We start from the raw sequence: 21,173 nt of genomic DNA, 5'->3' as shown, positions 1-21,173 counted from the left end.
TCTGCGAAACTAACTAAGTCCAAGGAATTAAGGACAGCCAAACTCGATGCCCGTCGAGACCCAGGGGAGTAGTATTACCAAATGGTAGAAAAAAGAAAACTAAAAGGCCTTAGATCTAAACTTATGCTAGCGTTTTTATTGCTTAGCATTGTGCCCTTTTCCACTATCTCTGTATTATTTCTTTATTCCTACTCTAAAGATCTTGCATTGCAAACGACTAGTCACTTGGTATCTGTGCGAGAAATTAAAAAAAGTCAGGTGCGTGATTACTTTCGTGAGCTTGAGCATCAAGTGAGTCTGTTTGCGCAGTCAGACTTTGCGAAGGCGTCTATCGGGCGCTTTTACGGTTTTAGCTCCGCTTTTGAACGTCTGGGTGGCACCATAGAGCAATCGCGCTTAACCGCCCAATCCTTGTTTAAGCCTGGCAGCTGGGATGTGTACCAGGACGAAAGCCAACAAGTCGTTCCTGGCGCCGCATTTGATGCCAGTAGCCAAGGTGACGAACTGTATAAAAGGGTTCACCTCAAATACCATAAAGAATACGCAAAGTTGGTTAAAGAGTCTGATTTTTCAGATATCTACTTAATTGATAACAGCGGCAACTTGGTGTATTCCGTCACCAAACAAGCTGATATGGGTACCAACCTCATTTCAGGGCAATACCGAACGACTCGGTTAGCAAGCACTTACCAAAAGCTCAAAGTGCAGATGGACCAGTCTCCTAACCCGTCCGACTTGTTTCAACTGGGTGATTTTAGCCTCAACCCGCTGACGAACAAGGTAGAGGCCTATATAGGCGTGCCTATATTACAGCACTCATATGTTCGCGGCGTTATCATATTTGCTATTGATAACAAAGGCTTGAACAAACTAATGAGCGACCGCCAAGGCCTAGGTGAAACGGGCGAAACCTTTGTGATTGGCTCAGATAACAAGCTACGCTCAGATTTATACGGCAGTGAGCGCTTCAAAGTTGAACACAGCTTTAACTATGCCGATATTGCAGTAAACTCAAAACCGGTGGGTTTAGCATTACAAGGTGAATCTGGCGCTGGCCAATTTAGTAACTATTTACACGACGAAGTCTTAGCAGCCTACACTCCCATTAATGTTTTTGAGCAGCCATGGGCATTAGTCACTGAAATATCAGAAGACGAAGCGTTCGCCCTCACCCGCCAGTTAGAAAAGTTAGTGGCCTCGTTTGCCATCTTCTCAGTGCTGCTGTTTATTTTCTTCTCCCGTTGGCTGTCTAATACCATCACCGCCCCTTTGCTTAACCTTACCTGGTCCGCAGAGTTGGTTGCCGCCGGTGACCTTGAAAAGCCGATACGCGGAGTGAACCCAGAGGGCGATGAAATTGGCCGCCTTGCTCACAGCTTTGCGCATATGCAATATTCTGTGCGTGAAAAGCTGTTACTGATCAGCGAGCAAAAGCAAGAACTCGAAAGTCAGGTTGCGTTGATTCAGCAACAAAACCAAGAGCTGCAACAAGCTGACAAACTGAAAGATGAGTTTTTAGCCAATACTTCCCACGAGCTGAGAACGCCAATTCACGGCATTGTGGGCATGGCCGAATCAATGATTGCTGGCAGCGCCGGCGAACTGAGTGATGCTCAGCGCCAGCAACTTTCACTGATCATCAAAAGCAGCGAAGGTTTAGCACGTTTGGTCAACGATCTGTTGGATTATCACAAGATGCGCTATGGTCAGTTGCCAATCAAACCGCAAGCTTTAGACCTTAAATCTGTGATTAATTTGGTGTTTGATTTATGTAAACACCTTACGGGGAATAAACCTGTACGGTTAATCAATCAATGCCCAGACAATTTACCTGTGGTATTTGCTGATGAGTTAAGGCTTGAACAAGTCTTGTATAACCTCATTGGTAACGCTATCAAGTATACCCCTGAAGGCAAAGTTGTACTCACGGTTGAGCAACAAGACGAACAGCTTAAAATTATCATTGCCGACACAGGTATCGGCATGACACAAGAGCAAATCAGTCATATCTTTGAGCCATTAATGCAAGTGCGCGAAAACCGTAACCATGCCAAATCGGGTTATGGTTTGGGGTTATCTGTGACACGCCAATTAGTGCAACTGATGAATGGCGAATTAGGCGTAAGCAGCAAACCAGAAATTGGCTCTGAATTTGTGGTCTCATTACCGATACATCAAGATCAGAGTATTGAACCTACCGTGGTGCAACCCTCATCTCGTGCGCTCATGCTTATGGACGAAGCAGACAACGAGCCTGAGCAACGCAACAACTGGCAGTCGGTAGAGTTTGATATCAGCGAAGATGCCTACAAAATACTGGTTGTCGATGACGAAACCATCAATTTGCAAATATTACAAAACCTCCTTGGGCTACAAGGTTATCAAGTGTATTGCTGCCAAGATGGTCATGAAGCATTAGCGGTGTTGGAAGTTGAGCAACCGGATTTGATGTTGGTGGATGTGATGATGCCAACCATGACAGGTTTCGAGTTGTGTCAAAAGGTCCGTACGCAGTTTGATCGCCTCACTCTCCCTGTCGTGTTTTTAACCGCGTTAAATCAGCCGAAAGATTTGCTAGAGGGTTTTGAAGCCGGTGCTAACGATTACTTGGTTAAACCTTTTGGCAAAGACGAGCTATACGCCAGAATCAACGCCCATATTCAGGCTAAAATTGCGAATCAGCAAAAAGTTGAAAACACCCTGCTCAAACAAGAGATCAATCAGCACATACAAGTGCAAACAGGCCTTAAGAGTACTCAATTTCGACTGCTTGCCATGTTAGAACAAGCCGACGAAGTCTTAATTGGCGTTGATCTCAACGATCAAGTTCAATTCGCCAGCGCCGGCGCACAGGCCCTATTTGGCATTGAGCAAGAAGAATTTGTGCATCATTCAATTAACGATATTTTAATGACGCCATTCAAATTACAACTGGAAAGCGCACCTGATATGGAAGGAGATAGTCAGGAAATAGAGCTGGCATGTCGCGGCGTAGAAGGTCCATTCGCCAGTAAAGTTACGATTACACCGGCTAATTTTGAAGAACAACCGGGCTGGAGTTTAATCTTCCACTGCATGCCGGTATTAGCAGATCATGAAGTGGGGCACCATAGTCGAGCGAAAGTAGCCGCCTTGACCAGTGCGATTACTTCGTTGAGTAAGCACGTAATTAGCACAGATCCTCAGCTGATCCATGACTTACAAGCGCTTGGCCCCGATTTTGCGGAGTTGGCCCAGCAGCTCACCAGTGAGCCAAACGAAGATCCATTACGAAGCCAAATTGTCGATACCATGCGCTCTGCCCTCGAACATTGGCAAACGGCAACCGGTGAAGGCAAGATAGAATTAGCTGAGAAAAGTAAGCTATGGCGCGTTTATCTGGATCGCAGTTCACTGCAAACCCGCACCTTGGATAAGTACTTGCAAATCGACACCCTGCCAAAATCGCCACGCTGGCGAACCGTACTAAGCACGGCTGAGTATGTGTTAGAACATTGCCCCCAGCCCCAAGAAAGTCACGATAAACTGCAACAAGCCAAGCTTGCGCTACGTAATCAAGTAAGCAAAAGCGACTCCTAAGCCCAGTAATGACGCGGTCTCACACTTTAGCATGTGAGATCGTGATCACAAGTCTATAAAACATAATTAAGCAATCACAAATATCCCTCTAATTTTGATTGTGACGGCGTTCACAAAGGCCTAAAAATCGACCGAATTTGGAGCAAAAAACACCGCTTAATTCGCAAAGAAAAAAAATGTAAGCCATTGATTAATAATAGATTAGTTATTTAATAAACGATATTAACGTGAGATGCTTCACGCTTAACGAAATCAACGACAGAAACATTTGCGTATCCGTCATTAAATTGCTTTTATATAGCCCGTTGGTGAAAAACATTAAACGAGTCATTTTTAGTCACTTTGACAAAAGAACTCAAAAACCAGCGTTGGACAAGTTGCGGCCAGGTTGTAAACAAGCCACAACTTGTACGCTTCTCATATACAAGGATATGATTAAGGAATGGTTATGCTTGCTAAGTTAACTAAAGTTTCTACAGCTGTAGCGATGGGCGCTACAATGTTAGCTGGTGCTATCTCTGCACCTGCAATGGCTGCTGATAAAGCAACTCTTACACTAGTTTCAGAAATGAAACCTTCTTGGGTTCGTAACTTCAACCCTTTCCTAGCGACTTCTCGTCTAGCTACTACTAACCAGTTCATCTACGAGCCACTACTTGTAGTTAATGAAATTAAAGGTGGTGAAGTAGTTTACCGTCTAGCTAACAAACACTATTTTTCTGATGACCTAAAAACTGTTTACTTCGAGCTGAAGAAAGACGTTAAATGGTCAGACGGCGAAGCTTTCACAGCTGACGACGTTGTTTACTCTCTAGGTGTTGCAGCTAAAGGCGGCGCAGCTGACGTAGCAGGTATTTCTGCTAAAATCGCTGGCGTTAAAAAAGTTGACGACTACAAAGTAGCCGTTGAACTAAAAGACGTAAACACTGGTATCGTAGCTGAAATCGTTCGTGCACCTATCGTTGCTGAGCACGTTTTCTCTAAAGTTGCTGACCTAACTACTTTCACAAACGAAAACCCAGTAGGTACTGGTCCTTTCACTCAAGTAGATACGTTCACTCCACAGGTTTATGTACAATGTCGTAACCCTAACTACTACGAGAATGACAAGCTAGCTGTTGATTGTATCCGTATGCCACAGCTTGCGAACAATGACCAGCTTCTAGCTGCAGCTATCAAAGGCGACCTAGACTGGACTTCTGCGTTCATTCCAGATATCGACCGTGTACTTGTTAGCCAAAACAAACACTACCACTACTGGTTCCCAGCAGCTGGTTCTGCTTCTTTCATGGTTAACTTCAAGACACCAAATGCAAACAACGCTAAAGCGTTCAACGACGTACAATTCCGTCGCGCATTCTCTATGGCTCTTGACCGTCAAGCAATCGTAGACATCGCTGGTTACGGTTACTGGTCTGTGAACGAGTACCCAGATGCACTAGGTGACCAGTTCGCTGCATGGGCTAACAAAGACTCTATCGCTAAATACGGTAAGTACAGCAAATTCAACATTGAAGGCGCTAAGAAACTTCTTAAAGACGCTGGCTACAAAGACGTTGATGGTGACGGCTTCGTAGAAAACCCAGACGGTACTAAGGTTGAGTTCAAAATCCTAGCACCAAACGGTTGGTCTGACTTCATCAACACAGTACAAATCGGTGTTGAAGGTCTACAAGAAGTTGGTATTAACGCAAGCGTTTCTACTCCAGAATTCGCAATCTTGACTGAAAAAGTACAAAACGCTGACTACGATGCTCAGTTCACTAACTACTTTGCAGGTCCAGATCCATTCAAATACTACAACACTGCTTTCCACTCAGAGCAAATGGATAAAGCACGTTTCGGTGGTCACCACAACGTAGACAAAGAGCTAGATGCACTCATCGACTCTTTCAACAAAACTGGCGACCAAGACGAGAAAGTAGCTATCGTTCATAAAATCCAAGAGCGTATTGGTTCAAACCAAACGACTATGGCCGCTATGAGCACTAACTACAACTACCAGTACAACACTAAGCGTTTCACTGGTTGGTTCAACGATAAGAACCCACAAGCTCGTCCAGTAGTATGGCCTGACACTCCAGAGCGTTTACTACATGTACTAAATCTTAAGCCAGTTAAATAATTTAACTGACTAAGAATCAAGCCTCACCCTCGGGTGAGGCTTTACTTTAACTAAAACCTTCTGATCGACCTTTTACACTCGCGTACCCTTTTTTGGTACAACCTGAGCTTCAGTTAGAGTGAACCGAGATGAAGTTAACAATAGGTGTAGAGATATGGGATTTATATTAAGACGTCTCGTCTTTTACTTTGGTGCCTTTTTGGTAGCCGTTGTAATCAACTTTATTCTTCCACGTGCAATGCCAGGTGACCCAATCACCGCAATGCTTGCAGGTGGTGCCATGTTAGATGCTCAACAAGTAGCTAACTTACGTGAAACCTTTGGTTTCATTGACGCCCCTGTTTACGAACAGTTCTGGATTTACTTCAAGTCAATCTTTAGCTGGGAACTCGGCGTTTCAACTTATTTCTACCCAACTCCAGTAACCGAAATTCTTGGTATGGCGTTTGGTTGGACTCTTTTCCTAACTGGTACAGCAACTTTGCTGGCTTTCGCGTTTGGTGCTTCACTGGGTATTGTGGCAGCATGGTATCGCGGCGGTAAATTTGACAGTATTGCGTCTCCGCTCTCTCTCGTCTTACAGGCCACGCCTCAGTTAGTATTTGGTATTGTTATCTTGTTTACCTTTGGTGTAAACATGGACCTCATTCCAATCAGCTACGCATACACTGCGGGTGCAACACCAGAGTTCACTTGGGTATTTATTAAAGACGTACTTCACCATGCAATCGCCCCTATTTTCTGTATCTTCATCGTACAGCTAGGTGGTTTCTTGGTACCAATGCGTAATAACATGATTAACCTTCTAGGCGAAGACTACATCACCATGGGTAAAGCAAAGGGTCTTTCTAATATCCGCGTAATGCTTAACTACGGTGCTCGTAACGCTATTCTACCAAGTGTAACCGCCCTTTCTATGGCGCTAGGTTTCGTGGTAGGTGGTGCAATGGTTGTGGAAGTTATCTTCAACTACCCAGGCCTAGGTACTGTTTTATACAATGCCATCATCAACCGTGACTACCAGGTCATCCAAGGCCAGTTACTTATCATGACTATCTTCATGTTGAGCTTTAACTTCTTGGCCGATGTTCTGTATGTATTCTTGGATCCTCGTCTTCGTAAGGGTGGTAAATAATCATGGGTTTCTTAAAATTATTAGTTCGAAACAACAAAGCCCTAATGGGTCTAATCATTGTTGGTTTCTTTATTTTAACGTCGGCACTTGCGCCGTTAATCACTCAATACGACTCTAAAAAGCGTACTGGTCGCCCACACATGGCACCTGATGCAGAGCACGTGTTAGGTACCACACGTATGGGTCGTGACGTATTTGCACAAACCTTATACGGTGGTCGTTTATCGCTAGCAGTAGGCTTCGGCGCGGGTATCATTGTTGTTGCCATGGCCGTTGCGGTAGGTATCACAGCAGGTTACTTCGGTGGTCTAATTGATGAGATCTTAAGTTCATTAATGAACATCATGCTGGTTATTCCTCAGCTCCCACTCCTTATGGTTTTGGCAGCGTTTATCGGGCAAGCGAGTCCCATGGTCATCGCGCTCATAATAGGTTTAACCTCCTGGGCTTGGGGCGCACGTGTTGTACGTTCACAAACCCTCGCTGTTCGTGAAAAAGAATTCGTAGTAGCAGCCCAAGTACTGGGTGAGCCATCTTGGCGTATCATCGTGATTGAAATCTTACCTAACTTGATTTCTATCATCGGTGCTAGCTTCATTGGTTCTGTTATTTACGCAATCATGACTCAAGCAACACTTGAGTTCCTTGGCCTTGGTGACCCAACAGCGGTAACTTGGGGCACACAGCTGTACAATATGCAGAATACTTCTGCAATCAACATCGGCGCGTGGTGGGAAGTATTCTCCCCAATCGTAGTAATCGCTTGTGTTGGTGCTGGTCTTGCACTCCTTAACTTCGCAGTTGATGAAATTGCTAACCCTCAACTACGTTCACACGTTGGTTTGAAGCGTTGGAAGCAAATCACAGCTGAAAAAGAAGCTGAAGCACTACAAGAGCAACAAGGTAAAGTTCAAGGGGCTGCGTCATGAGTCAGAAAAAAGAAGTTCAACTATCTGTACGCAACCTCTGCGTTGATTACATTACCAGTAACGGTGACGTGCGTGCGGTAAACTCTATCTCTTTTGATATTGGTAAAGGTGAAGTATTTGGTCTTGCGGGTGAGTCTGGTTGTGGTAAATCCACCGTGGCTTTCTCTGTATGTCGCTTACATAAGCCACCTGCATTTATCTCTGGCGGCGAAATTGTTTTCAACGGCAAAGACATCTTAGAATTTGACGATGAGCAGCTACGCCAATACCGCTGGAAAGAATCAGCAATGGTATTCCAAAGTGCGATGAACAGCTTAAACCCTGTTCTAACTATGGAAGAGCAGTTCTGTGACGTACTGCTTGCGCACACAGACATGACCCGTCAAGAGTGTGTTAAACGCGCTGGACAGCTACTCGAAATCGTGGACATCCACCCTAGCCGTCTAACTGACTACCCGCACCAGTTCTCTGGTGGCATGCGTCAGCGTTTAGTTATTGCTATTGCCCTTGCACTTAACGCTAAACTGATCATCATGGATGAACCGACTACAGCACTAGATGTAGTGGTTCAGCGTGAAATTCTACAGAAGATATATCAACTTAAAGAAGAGTTTGGTTTCTCTATTCTGTTTATCACCCACGATATCAGTCTAATGGTAGAGTTCTGTGACCGTATCGGCATCATGTATGCCGGTGAGCTAGCAGAAGTTTCACCAGCGAAAAATATTTTGACTCGCCCTAACCATCCGTACACGGAAGGGTTAGGTAACGCTTTCCCTCCTCTTCACGGCGAAAAGAAACGCCTTGTTGGTATTCCAGGTACACCATTGAACCTGTTTGAAGTGCCAGTAGGTTGTCGTTTCCAAGCACGTTGTCCATACGTGAAAGACGTATGTCGTCAAGAGTACTGTACCCTGACTGAAATTGCGCCTGGCGAGTTTTCTTCTTGTCACTTGCACAATGATGGCATGATCGATGTTAAATCGTTAGAGCCAAAACCGGTCCAAGCTTAAGAGCATTGAGAGAAGCAATATGAGCAAAAATAATCCAATAATTGAAGTTAAAAATCTAGTTAAAGATTTTCCAATCAATGCTAACTCACTTAAGAAAAACTACATGCGTGCCCTTAATGATGTGTCTTTCACATTATACAAAGGTCGTGCACTAGCCATTGTAGGTGAGTCTGGTTCAGGTAAATCAACTAGCGCAAAAATCATCGCTAAAATGTACAGCCGTACTCAAGGTATCGTCCAGTACCATGGCCGTGATATCGATGATTTCACTCAAAAACAAGAGTTGATGGAATACCGTGAAAGTGTGCAAATGATCTTCCAAGACCCGTTTGGATCTTTGAACCCTACGCACACTATTTTCCATCACTTGGCACGCCCTTTGCTGTTACACAAAAAAGTAACCAATAAAGCGGAATTGCCAGAACGTATTTACTCTCTGCTGGAGCGTGTAGGTCTAACCCCTGCAAAAGAGACAGCTGAAAAATTCCCACATCAGCTTTCAGGTGGTCAACGTCAGCGTGTTAACATTGCTCGTAACTTAGCAGTAGAAGCTGAAGTTATCTTAGCGGATGAACCGACGTCTATGCTTGATGTATCTATTCGTTTAGGTGTTCTTAACCTAATGGAAGATATGAAAGATGACGGTATCTCTATGATGTACATTACCCACGATATCGCAACAGCCCGCTACTTGGCTGAAGATATTGGCGTAATGTACGTGGGTCACTTGGTTGAATGGGGTGAAGTAGATGAAGTACTTCAAAAACCGGCTCACCCTTACACCCAGCTTCTTATGTCTGCGGTACCAAACCCAGAGAAAAGCATCCATGATAACTTAGAAGGCGGCCGTAAGGGTGAAATACCACTATGGACACCTGAAAGTATTGGTTGCCCATTTGCAGGTCGTTGTTTACAAGCGATGGACAAATGTACGGATGCTTTACCAGAGCCTAAAGAAGTGGCACCAAACCACTTTGTACGTTGTTTTTTACATGACTAAACAATAAGGATCCTGCCATGCAGCTGTTGACTAACCACATTGGTTATCAAGTTGGTGCAAACAAAGTGGCAGTTATCAAAGCAAAAGCCGGGCTCAATTTGAGCCCGGCTTCTTTGGTTTCATGCCAGGATAAAACTGTTTGTTTTTCGGCCAACATTATGGCACAAGGAAGTGTTGACCAGTGGAGCGACTGGTACTTTTATCATATCGATTTTTCGGCATTTGATGAGCAAGGTGAGTTTTACCTTAGCCTAGAACATCAAGGTGAGACCATTCACTCACACCCTTTTTGCATTGCTGAAGAGTTACTGATCCACCAAACCTTGTCCGACAATATTTTTTACTTTAAAGGTCAACGCAGCTCTGGTGAGTTTGATAAAGCGGACCAACGCCTGCCTTTCTGGGGTGAAACGGATAAATTCGCTGACGTGCGCGGCGGCTGGTTTGACGCCAGTGGCGACATGAGTAAATACTTGAGCCACCTTTCTGTTGCTAACTACCTTAATCCACAGCAAATTCCTATGGTTGTGTGGAACATGAGCCGTGTTCATCGCGAGTTCACAGGCAGCGACGATATTCGTAAAGTAAACCTCAATAAGCGCCTGTTAGACGAGGCCTTATTTGGTGCTGACTTTCTGATGCGAGTACTTGATGAGGAAGGTTATTTCTACATGACCATCTTTGACAAGTGGAGTAAGGACGTCAACAATCGTCATATTTGTGCCTACTCGACCCAAGAAGGTATTAAGTCTGCCCAATGGCAAGCAGCCTTTCGACAGGGCGGTGGTGTCAGTATCGCAGCTTTGGCAGCAGCCTCTCAAATGGCACCATTGGGAGAATACACGCCGGCGCAGTACCTTGAAGGCGCTAAGCACGCGTACGCGCATTTGTGTCAACACAATGAACGCTACTGTGATAACGGCAAAGAAAATATCATCGATAACTATTGTGCCCTACTCGCTGCTACCGAGCTATACCGCGCGACAACAGACACTTACTACCTATCGGAAGCCAGACGCTGGTCTGAAGCTTTGCAAGCGAAACAAAGCAGCGATGACAAGGTTTCTCACTTCTGGGCAGTTGAAGATGGTCATAGCCGACCTTACTACCATGCCGCAGAAGCCGGCTTGCCCATGATTAGCCTGCTAGAGTATCGTCAAATTGAAACAGACCAAGCTTGCATTGCGAAGCTTGACGCTTGTGTACAACAAGCCATGCAGTTTGAACTCGACATTACGGCTGAAGTCACCAACCCCTTTGGCTATGCCCGTCAATACGTGAAAGCGGTTGATGAAGCAGAAAATCGCACGGCGTTTTTTGTGGCGCAACAAAATGAATCAGGTTATTGGTGGCAAGGTGAGAATGCCCGCTTGGCTTCACTAGCCACAGCAGCCAAATTGGTCGCCTGCACCTATCAGACAACAGAGCCCGTTTTGGCTCAACAAGCTCGCGATTTTGCTCAGCAACAACTCAACTGGATACTGGGCCTCAATCCATTCAATGCTTGTATGCTATACGGCCATGGCCACAATAACCCTGAGTATGTTGACGGTTACCCAAGTGCACCGGGTGGCATATGCAATGGCATTACTTCTGGCTTTGATAATGAACGGGATATTTCATTAGTGCCAGAAGCGCAAAAAGACGACTTTTTGCAAAATTGGCGCTGGGGTGAGCAATGGATCCCTCACGCGGCTTGGTACATGTTAGCTATCAGCCTGTAACCCCTTCCCACAAACAAGCAAGTATATTTGCTTGTTTGTGGTTTTCAGCCTCATTTCATACTGGTTTCGGTCGACAGCGGCATTTCCTTAGATACACTTAAAGCAGTTAAACCGATAAAGCAGCCCATTATTCGAGAATTAGCCATGGCCTTAACCTTAACAATCACTGAACTCAACAACCTTGATAGTGCCTACAACATATGCTTTGAACTGTACAATGACTCTGAACAACCACTGCATAACTGGCGTTTGCACCTTTCCTTGGTGGGACTGATTAACGCAAGCAGTTGTCACGGCGCGACATTTGTTCGTCAAGATGGCAGCTACTTAGCACTGCAGTCGCAAACTGGCGCAACCTTAGAGGCAAAGCAAACCTTGGCATTTGGCTTTACCGGCGAAAAGCTGGCGATGAAAAAAGTCACAGACATGCCAATAGGTTGCTACTTGAGCGCCGATAATATTGAGCAGCCTATTATGCTGGAGTTAGTGCCGTTTACCTTACCCAGCATTGCCGTCAATCCATTACTGATGCCTGAGCGAAATAACGATTACTTGTCTGATGTTGCTATTATTCCTCGCCCTGCAGATATCAATCTCAATCAAACGCCATTAAAGCTGCCGCAACAGCTACTATTTGATGACAATGACTTTGGCCATTTAGCGACCCTATTTTCAGCTCAACTCAAACAGCATGACGTCAGTTTAGCCTCCGCGCGAAGCGCGAATATTCGATTACAGCTTGATCCCAGCTTGCCTTGTGAAGCATACCGCTTATGCCTCGATGACGTGGTGGTAATTTCTGCTTCTGGCGAGCAAGGTTTTGCTTATGGTCTGACGAGTTTGGCACAATGCTTAAACAGCTCAACCGCCCAAAGAAAAGGGGTGATCAATGATTACCCTCGATTCACTTACCGCGGTTTCATGCTTGACTGCGTGCGACATTTTCGTAGCGTTGAAAAAATTAAGCAGCTGATCGATCAGCTTGCCTATTATAAATTTAACACCCTGCATTGGCATTTAACCGATGACGAAGCATGGCGGTTAGAGATCAAGGCATTTCCACAGTTAACCAAACAGACTGCGTTTCGCGGCCATGACCAAGCCATAGAAGCGCAATTTGGCAGTGGCCCAGCACCTTACGGCGGCTACTACAGCCAGCAAGACGTCAAAGACGTTGTCAGCTACGCCCAGCAAAGGCAAATTACGATTATTCCAGAAATTGATATTCCAGGTCACTGCCGAGCGGCATTAAAAGCATTACCAGAGTTGCTAATTGAACCGGCTGATACCTCGAACTACCTATCAGTGCAGTTTTATCATGACAACGTACTAAACCCTGCGCTAGAAGGTACCTATCAGTTTATCGATGCGGTCATTCAAGAAGTATGTGCGCTTTTTCCTGGGCCTTATGTACACGTCGGCGCCGATGAAGTGCCTAAAGGTGTATGGCAGGACTCCCCTGCTTGTCAGGAAAAGATGCAAGCCCAGGGCTATCAAGACATTCGCGAACTACAGGGTTACTTATTACGCCATGTCCAAGATAACCTGCGCCAACAAGGTAAAACCTTGCTGGGTTGGGAAGAAGCATTAGACGGCGATAAACTCGCCCAAGACGCCATTATCTGTGCCTGGAATGGCACCCAAAACGGTATCAGCGCTGCCAATAAAGGATATAAGGTGATCATGACGCCAGCGCATTATACTTACCTAGATATGGCATACGACAACTCAGAGTCAGAGCCAGGCACGACTTGGGCCAGTGCACTTAATTTACAACAGTGTTACGAATACGATGTATTTGATGCTGAATTAACCGCCACGGGCAAAGATAATATCTTAGGTATGCAGTACGCCATTTGGACCGAGTTCATCAATACTGATAAACAGTTAGACTATATGGTCTTTCCACGCCTTTTGGCCGGAGCAGAAAATGCTTGGACAGGCCGCAGTAACAAAAACTGGCAAGGCTTTGTACAAAGGCTGTATTTACAGCAAGACTATTTAGATTGGCAAGGTATTCAATACCGTCCGCTATAAATAATAAGTCCGCCTACTGGCGGATTTTTTATTTGCGGCTAACTTGTAAACATCACTTTTGCTAAGAGATTTTTTATGACAAAAACTGGCTTATTTTCAGTCCGTCGCGCAGCAGTAAACCCTTTATTATATCGGCCCTGCTCATCCATATTTAAGCTATCCGTTGGCACCTTGCTCACAGTCCTAATAATGAGCTTATTGCCAAGTAAAACCCAGGCTAGCGCTCAAGTAACCGATAGCTTTACGCCAGAGTCAGCGACAGCACGCCAGCAAAGCCAAGTGGTCACGGCACGCCACACCATGGTGGTGACCGCGAACCCGCATGCTACCAACGCAGCGTTAGCGATCCTCAAGCTAGGAGGCAGTGCCGTTGACGCCATGGTGAGTGCCCAATTGGTGTTAGGCTTGGTTGAGCCGCAGTCTTCAGGTATCGGCGGCGGCGCATTTATGCTCTACTTTGATCAGCACAAACAACAGCTGTTATCGTATGACGGCCGCGAGACTGCGCCCAGTAATATCCCAGATAATATATTTATCGATAAAGATGGCAAACCATTACCCTTCTTTGAAGCCGTGGTCGGCGGACGCTCAGTCGGCGTGCCCGGCGTCATTGCATTGATGGCGAAAAGCCATCAGCAACATGGCAAGCTCCCTTGGCAAACACTGTTTCAGCCCGCAATTGAATTGGCGCAGAAAGGGTTTGTTGTTTCTCCTCGGCTACACACGTTATTAACCAAAGACGCTGCGCGCCTCAGCCAAGATGAAGCGGCCAAGGCTTACTTTTACGATAATCAAGGTAACGCCGTTGCGGCCGGTGCAACGCTTAAAAATCCGGCCTATGCTCACAGCTTAACTTTGATTGCCAAGCAAGGAACCGCAGGGTTTTATCAGGGCCCACTGGCCAAAGCCATGGTGGATAAAGTGTCTCGCCATACTACTAACCCTGGTTACCTTTCGATGCAAGACATGCAAGAGTACCAGGCCAAGTTACGCTCACCTGTTTGTTCTGATTACCGTCAAGTTAAAGTCTGCGGCATGGGGCTGCCTTCGTCAGGTGGTTTAACCGTCAACCAAAGTTTGGCTTTATTAGCGAACAGCAACCTTGCCGAAATGGGCCCAAACAGTCCCGAGTCATGGCGGTTAATTGGCGAGGCCTCTCGTTTGGCGTTTGCCGACCGAGGTAAATATATGGCTGATCCTGATTTTTATCAGGGGCCGAACCTTAATTTGTTGGCACCAGAGTACATCCGCCAGCGTCAAAACCTGCTTCAACCGGGCGGTAAAGCGCGCGCGGCTATGCCTCCGGGCCAACCTGATATGGCCATGCCGCAAGCTAACCTGAGCGCAGAAGTAAGCATTGAGCAACCCTCTACCACACACTTCGCCATTCGAGACCAAGCAGGAAATCTTGTATCGATGACCTCAAGCATAGAAAATGTGTTTGGCTCGCGCTTGATGGTGGGCGGCTTTTTACTTAATAACCAGTTAACCGATTTTGCTTTTTCCCCCAAGCAAGCTGGCCTGGATGTGGCAAACAAAGTTGCGCCGGGGAAGCGGCCGCGCTCGTCCATGGCACCGACCATTGTTTTTAAGTCTAATCAGCCTTACTTAGTGATAGGCTCGCCTGGTGGCAGCCGTATCATTAATTACGTACTGACAACACTGATAGCGCACCTTGATTGGGGCATGACGTTACAACAAGCCATTGAATTACCACATATGGTTAATCGCTTTGGCAGTTATGAGCTCGAAGCAGGCACCGCCGCTACTAAGTTTGAAGCGTCATTGAAAGCAATGGGCTATGAGGTAACCGTAAAAGATCTTAATAGTGGGTTACATGGCTTTATAATTGACGGCAACAGCATCATTTCAGGTGTCGACACTCGACGTGAAGGCAGTGCGGCGACGCTTGATTAATGGCATAAGCAGCGGGTAATAAAATAACCCGCTGTTTGCTTTTTTGCGAAGCTACTCCCAGTCAAATTCGTAGTAGATATCAAATGCATTGTTGAGCCCACTGACCGCCTCAAGATATAGCTTAGGCAAGACCTCATAACGAATAGCAACGTCGGTCACTGAATCAAATAGGCCAATGCCATAACGTACCTGAACTCCGGGTAAAATGTAGCCACTGATGGTCAATTTAGAGCTATCACCCGAGCCTGAAGAATCGACCGATAAGTCTTTGACACCAAATGCTTCGCCGATTTGGTTTATCGTGCCTGCCGTTCTACCTACCCCCATGGATATCAACATGGTGGTGACCATAGAGTTATCGCCAGAATCAGAGTCCATGCCACGGCCTCGTAACAAATAAGACAGGGCATTTTGCTGATCCATCGCCGGTTGCGAGTAAATAGTCACTTCTGGCTCTGACACTGGGCCTTCTAGTTTTATACCGGCGGTCACGTCGTCTTCAATTAAGTCTGGGTCACGGATCGCATCTACCGACAAAAAGGGTTTATCCGGTGGGCCAGAAAAGATTATTTGGCCACGGTTAATAACCAGACTTTGGCCAAAGGCACGGTAGGTACCATCCACTAAGTGAATTTCACCGTTAGTTAAAACCGGGCCATCCACTTTTTTCTTCACCGCCAACAAGCCTTGTAAATGAGTACGAAGACCGAACGCGTCGATCTCTACCCGGTCCAAAATCCTGATGGCTAAATCCATAATAATAGGCATATTGGACGTTTGTTTAGGGGCAACCTCATCATCAACGACCACGATATCATCTGACATGCTCACCGCACCGGCAGGTAAACTTGTCACATGAATCAGCCCAGAAGGTACCTCAACTTGACCAGTTAAGCTGACAGCTTTGTCTGCAACCGCTAACTTAATATCCGGGCTTACATTCAGCCTAACTTGTGATAAATAATCAACTTCCAGCTTGTCGCCCTTTAAAGTAAGCCACGCATCCAGCTCTTTTTGCCAATCAAACTCGCCATCAAGCTCTGCTTTACCTTTTCCACTGTAAAACTCACCACTTAATGCACCTTGATAACCATCCAGAGTCAGCTTAGTTTGTAGGCCTGTCAGCATCATTGGCATACTGCCTCCGCCTAACTCAGCATCGGTTAAAACTAACTGGCCTTGAATTGCAGGCTTCTGGAGCGGACCTGAAACCATCATGTCTAAAGACAGGGCGCCTTTTAGGCGCTCAAGCACGGGCACGAGATAATGCAATGCCGCCAGATCTAAGCCTTGATAACGCAAAGTACCTTGTACGTTTTGCTGCTCACTATAAGGGGCAACGCTCAGGGCGACATCGGCTTGGCCTAGGGCTGCTGCGTCTAATTTAAAGTCAATCTTCGCTTTGCTTTGATCGAGTTGACCGTCTAGTGATAACTGCTTAATTGGCACCGCATGTTCAGTCCCCTTGTCTTCAATAAACGTGAAGCCGGCATCTTCTGCTGCCAACGTTAGCTTCGCCGTGGGTTTAGTGTCAGGGCTCCATTTCAGCGCAAGCTGGCTACTAATGCTGCCATTAAGCACAGCTTGTGCAGGCATAAAAGGTTGCACCCGGTTCAGTAAGTAACGTTCAAGGTTTAAGCTAGCTTGGCCACTGCTGCCTACTTGGCTTGGCTCAATACAAAAACGGCTGTTGTCCGAGTGCCAACATTGCTGAGCTAAATCTAACGCCGCTTTATCTATGTCGGCCGTGATGGCCGCAGGCGCAGCTAATTGCCAGCGCCCCTCTATACTACTAAACCAGGCCTGATTAAGGCTGCCTTGCCAGGTATTTTTTTGTAACTTACCACTGACAACCACATTGGCTGCAACAGGTGTACCTTCGATAGCCAATGCGGCTTGGTGCGCATTCGCATCACCATCAAGCGAGAGTGCAACCTTGGTCAAGTTGAATCCGGGTTGCATAATATCCTCAGCGACAAGGGAGATATTGCCCGAAGGTTTCTCTGCAGCCACGACCTTACCTTGAACGTTAGCTTGAGCAATCGAGAGCTCTGCAAAGCCTAATGCCAATGCCGATAAGTTTATGTCTAATTCAGGCGCAGTCAGCGCACCAGACACTTTGATTTCACCTTTAATCGATCCCCTACCGTCGGGGTAAGATTTGGTGATATCGGGTACATCAATGCGAACGTGTAAATTGGCTTGTTGACTTACTTTGCCCTTGGCGTGTATTTGATTCAGACCATTGACGATATCTACCCCGGGAATATCAAAAGCAAGATCTTGGTTGGTACTAAACTGCCCCGAAATATGCAGCGGCTCATTCATCAAGCTGCCATCTAACTTAAGGTCAGGCACATTAACCGCCCACTTATCTCCCGCCAGCTTAAATTCATGCGTTATATTTCCAGATACATCGGCTGGAAAGTCAGGTGCCAATTCATCGCTGCGAATATTATCAAGGCCAAGTTGGCCTTGCCACGCAATGCTATCACCTAGGCTTAAGTCACCGCTTAAGAGGGCTTTGCCTTGTAAGGTATCCAACTGTAACCGCTTCACTTTTATCTTAGATAAGTTACCGGTCACATCGGCCGCAAAAGCAAACTCAGGCACGCCATCGATATTGGCTTTGGAAAACGCGCTGGCGGCAAATTGCTTTAGACTGCCTTTACTGCTCATTTCCCCGGCGGCTAAGCGATAATCACCTTTCCCCGTTAACGGCCACTGTAATGTTGGCCACGTCAGCTTAAGCTGATGAGGAAAGTCCAAATTGAGTGGCGCAACGTGCCCGGAAAGCTGAGCTTCAATAAGTTGATTCAAATGCACATCGGCATGAAGCTTGTCCAGGTCGCCTTGCAGATTTAGCGTCAGTTTTTGCCCCGTCACCGGTGCAAAATCTTTGACCTCGGCGCTGGCATCTAATTGCATTGGCCAAGTATCTTGCATCTCTACATTAGCCGACATAGCCGCGTTAGCTTGCGGCATGACCAAATCTAACTCCGTAATCTTGATATTGGCATCTTGCGCTTTAGCACGCAGTAATACACTGGTGACGTCGATACGCGTAGCATCTTGAGTAAACACAAATTGGCTCAGTGAGGCCGGGGCAAGTTCAATGGCAATGGGCAAATGTATTTCAGGTAAGGAAAGAAGGCTCTTATCTTGGGCAGTAAGGTTCCCCTTTCCTGCCGCCGAGCTTGAATTATGCTGCGAATGCGCTGGTTCTGTCTCCTGTGCGGGTTGATCAGGCAGCATGGCAACTGTCAATCCATGGATACTTGGGTTGGCCCAAACACCTTGCTGATTATTGACTTTCAATTGCGTGAAAAAGTGCTCTAAATCTACCACTAAGCCGGGCTGGCGATAGCTCACCTGCTTAAGGTCAATATTACCTACCTCTAAGGCGATGGGCAGTGATATGGAGCCAAGGGAAGCTTCCGCATCATTGGAGGGCGTATCACTATCCGTTGACAAGGCGAGTAACGCAATATTTGCTTGCGCAGCGGCTAACTCGGTCAAACACAAAGTTTGCGGTAAGCAAGACCAATCCATCCGGTATCGAATATTCGCAATGTCTAGTTCGATCATCTCATCTTGCCAACTTAAATGAGAAATTTCTGCGCCAAACAGCAAGGTGCCTTGGGATAGCTCTATTTGTAACTGAGGAACCCAGCGAGTTGTCAGCTTAAGCAGCCAAGCATTGCCCTGATGACTGAGCAGCAGACCAATGATCACTGTGATGAAAAAAATACCCGCTAAGAATATACGCCTGAGCCACATCATAATTCCGGCCCCATTAAGAAGTGAAACTTAACGCCGTCTTCTTCATCATCGTTAACTGGCACCCCGAGAAACATTTTCAACGGCCCCACGGGTGATGACCAAGCAACACCAATACCCGCTCCCACTTTTAACTCTTCGTCAAAGTCATTGGTGGCATTGCCAAAATCAACAAACGCCGCGCCGCGCCATTTCTCCAAAATCGGATAACTGTATTCAACGCTACCAACGCCAAGGTAGCGCCCACCAATCAATTTACCGGCTTCGTCCTTAGGCGCGATACTTTTATAGTCGTAACCCCGGATAGACTGGTCTCCCCCTGCGAAAAAACGCATCGACGACGGCACATTATAGATAGAGTCGGCCTGAATAAAACCAAGCTCAAGCCGGGTTAACAACCTATGGGTTTGGTTAAAAGTGCGCAGCCACTTGGTTTGGCCGTGTAGCCTGATGATGTCTTCATCTGAAGTCCAAATTTTGTTAGAAAGCTCTACCGACATTAACTGTTTGTCGCCCCAATAGGCATTAATGCCCCCCCTTACTCGCGTTCTAACATAACTTATACCAGGGATAATTAGATTGGTTTTAAGCGCTTGGCTACCTTGAATACTGTCCTCAATATCATATTTTAAAAAAGCAGTTCGCTCCCAATTACCGGGTGTACGCCAAAAGCGCCTGACAGTCAGGGTGTATTTTTTACTGTCAGTGTCATTCTCGTCAAGGCGCTGGTAACCAGTTTGAAAATTGAAATAACTGTCGTTAGGATCATCCACAGGTACCTTATAGAACGCAGAGATAATCTGCTTGGGTTCACTTAACTCTAATTCCGTCCCCAAACTGTGGCCATGCTGGTTGACCCAAGGCCGCGTCCATTTAAATTTCACTCGCGGCCCAGCATCGGTTGTCACCCCCGCTCCCACCTCGTAGGTGTTCTTGGGTTTTAAATCAATGCTGACTTCGATAGGTACCTGATTGCCCACCGCCTTTTCAATATTGGGCCGAACCAATACGCTGTCAAAATAGTTGGTATCACTCAGATCTAAACTGTATTGGGAGATAATATTGCCATGGTAATAGTCACCCTGTTCAAATGGGACCATTTCACGACTCAGAGCTTCTGCTGGCGAGTCTAATACAAATTCCACTTGACCAAATCGATAACGAATGCCCGAATCAAAGTGAAGCGTGATCTTGGCGGTATTTTGTTTAGCTTTTACCTCTACTTTAGCTGTTTGGTACTTGCCGTTAAAATAACCGCGTTGCAAAGCTTGACTGACCACGCTGGATTTGGCGCTACTATAAGTACCATGATTCAAGTTCATGCCTTCTTTGAGCGGTAACTTATTGACAAACTCTAAGAAGGTTTCATCATGACGTGCCTCACCGAGTAACTTTAAATCGAGCTCCGTGACTTTGACCGGTGGTCCAAGCACAACTTTCACCTTGACCTTGAGTTGCTTTTTCTTATCGGGATTTTCGCTGACGTCGAGAGAGACGGTACTGTTGTAATACCCTAGAGCTTTCAAACTTTTGTATGCTTCTTCCGTCAAGCTATCTTGGTAAGGGCCAAGATTTTTGGCCCCTGATTTAGGCGCCGCGATAGACTCTAGGTAAGCTAAAATATTATCTTCAACTTCACTTTTTACACCGGTTACTTCAAAGCTGACTTTGGCATTGGCAAATGCGCTAAAAAGCACGCACAAACACACCAATAAACGAACGAGAAACAAATTCAAACCCTATTGAACATTGCACTACACATCAAAATAAGAAGGCATGTGTAAAAATATTGATTAGATTACTTTCGACCGTCGTACTATTAGAAACATACGAAAGCAGACGACGATAAAGCAACGCAAAAACGTGCCCTTAGATTCATAATAATACACTATGAGGCTAAGCTGAATGCTTGTAAATTAGGAATTTATTTTCAC

The 21,173-nt window shown here is 46.0% G+C and carries 11 protein-coding genes; 9 read left to right on the top strand and 2 right to left on the bottom strand.

Features of this window, described 5'->3' with window-relative positions; all coding sequences use genetic code 11:
• Positions 1-123 precede the first annotated feature (123 nt).
• From D1Z90_RS08255 to ggt, 9 genes are all read left to right on the top strand, one after another.
• Complete coding sequence (locus tag D1Z90_RS08255; RefSeq protein WP_158587086.1) at positions 124-3,579, top strand: response regulator; 3,456 nt, start codon at positions 124-126, stop codon at positions 3,577-3,579.
• 448 nt (positions 3,580-4,027) lie between these two features.
• Complete coding sequence (locus tag D1Z90_RS08250; protein WP_119910283.1) at positions 4,028-5,704, top strand: ABC transporter substrate-binding protein; 1,677 nt, start codon at positions 4,028-4,030, stop codon at positions 5,702-5,704.
• 154 nt (positions 5,705-5,858) lie between these two features.
• Positions 5,859-6,839: an ABC transporter permease gene (locus D1Z90_RS08245; RefSeq protein WP_119910282.1), complete on the top strand. Its 981-nt coding sequence runs from the start codon at positions 5,859-5,861 to the stop codon at positions 6,837-6,839.
• Between the two features lie 2 nt (positions 6,840-6,841).
• Complete coding sequence (locus D1Z90_RS08240) at positions 6,842-7,768, top strand: ABC transporter permease (RefSeq protein WP_119910281.1); 927 nt, start codon at positions 6,842-6,844, stop codon at positions 7,766-7,768.
• A complete protein-coding gene (locus D1Z90_RS08235; protein WP_119910280.1) occupies positions 7,765-8,781 on the top strand; it encodes an ABC transporter ATP-binding protein in 1,017 nt (338 codons plus the stop codon). Before D1Z90_RS08240 ends, D1Z90_RS08235 begins: the two co-directional genes overlap by 4 nt.
• Positions 8,782-8,800: 19 nt before the next feature.
• Positions 8,801-9,781, top strand: coding sequence for an ABC transporter ATP-binding protein (locus tag D1Z90_RS08230; protein ID WP_119910279.1), 981 nt, complete (start codon positions 8,801-8,803; stop codon positions 9,779-9,781).
• A 17-nt stretch (positions 9,782-9,798) separates the two neighbouring features.
• Positions 9,799-11,505 carry a glycoside hydrolase family 9 protein gene (locus tag D1Z90_RS08225; RefSeq protein WP_119910278.1) on the top strand — a complete coding sequence of 569 codons (1,707 nt, stop codon included), beginning with the start codon at positions 9,799-9,801 and terminating at the stop codon, positions 11,503-11,505.
• Positions 11,506-11,532: 27 nt separating this feature from the next.
• The gene (locus tag D1Z90_RS08220; protein WP_119910277.1) at positions 11,533-13,542 is read left to right on the top strand and encodes a beta-N-acetylhexosaminidase; all 2,010 of its coding nucleotides are present in this window, start codon (positions 11,533-11,535) and stop codon (positions 13,540-13,542) included.
• 189 nt (positions 13,543-13,731) lie between these two features.
• Positions 13,732-15,459 (top strand): gamma-glutamyltransferase, encoded by a 1,728-nt coding sequence (ggt, locus tag D1Z90_RS08215; RefSeq protein WP_119910311.1) that lies wholly within the window; start codon positions 13,732-13,734, stop codon positions 15,457-15,459.
• Positions 15,460-15,510: 51 nt separating this feature from the next.
• On the opposite strand, the gene tamB is transcribed toward ggt, so the two are convergent.
• The gene (gene tamB, locus D1Z90_RS08210; RefSeq protein WP_119910276.1) at positions 15,511-19,242 is read right to left on the bottom strand and encodes an autotransporter assembly complex protein TamB; all 3,732 of its coding nucleotides are present in this window, start codon (positions 19,240-19,242) and stop codon (positions 15,511-15,513) included.
• Positions 19,239-20,969 (bottom strand): autotransporter assembly complex protein TamA, encoded by a 1,731-nt coding sequence (tamA, locus tag D1Z90_RS08205; RefSeq protein ID WP_147378743.1) that lies wholly within the window; start codon positions 20,967-20,969, stop codon positions 19,239-19,241. Before tamA ends, tamB begins: the two co-directional genes overlap by 4 nt.
• Between the last annotated feature and the right edge of the window lie 204 nt (positions 20,970-21,173).

It is taken from the genome of Motilimonas pumila, assembly GCF_003596335.1.
GTDB classification, from domain to species: domain Bacteria; phylum Pseudomonadota; class Gammaproteobacteria; order Enterobacterales; family CBDFNC01; genus Motilimonas; species Motilimonas pumila.
Note: the sequence above shows the minus strand (reverse complement) of the source record. Positions and strands in the feature narration are given on the sequence as shown.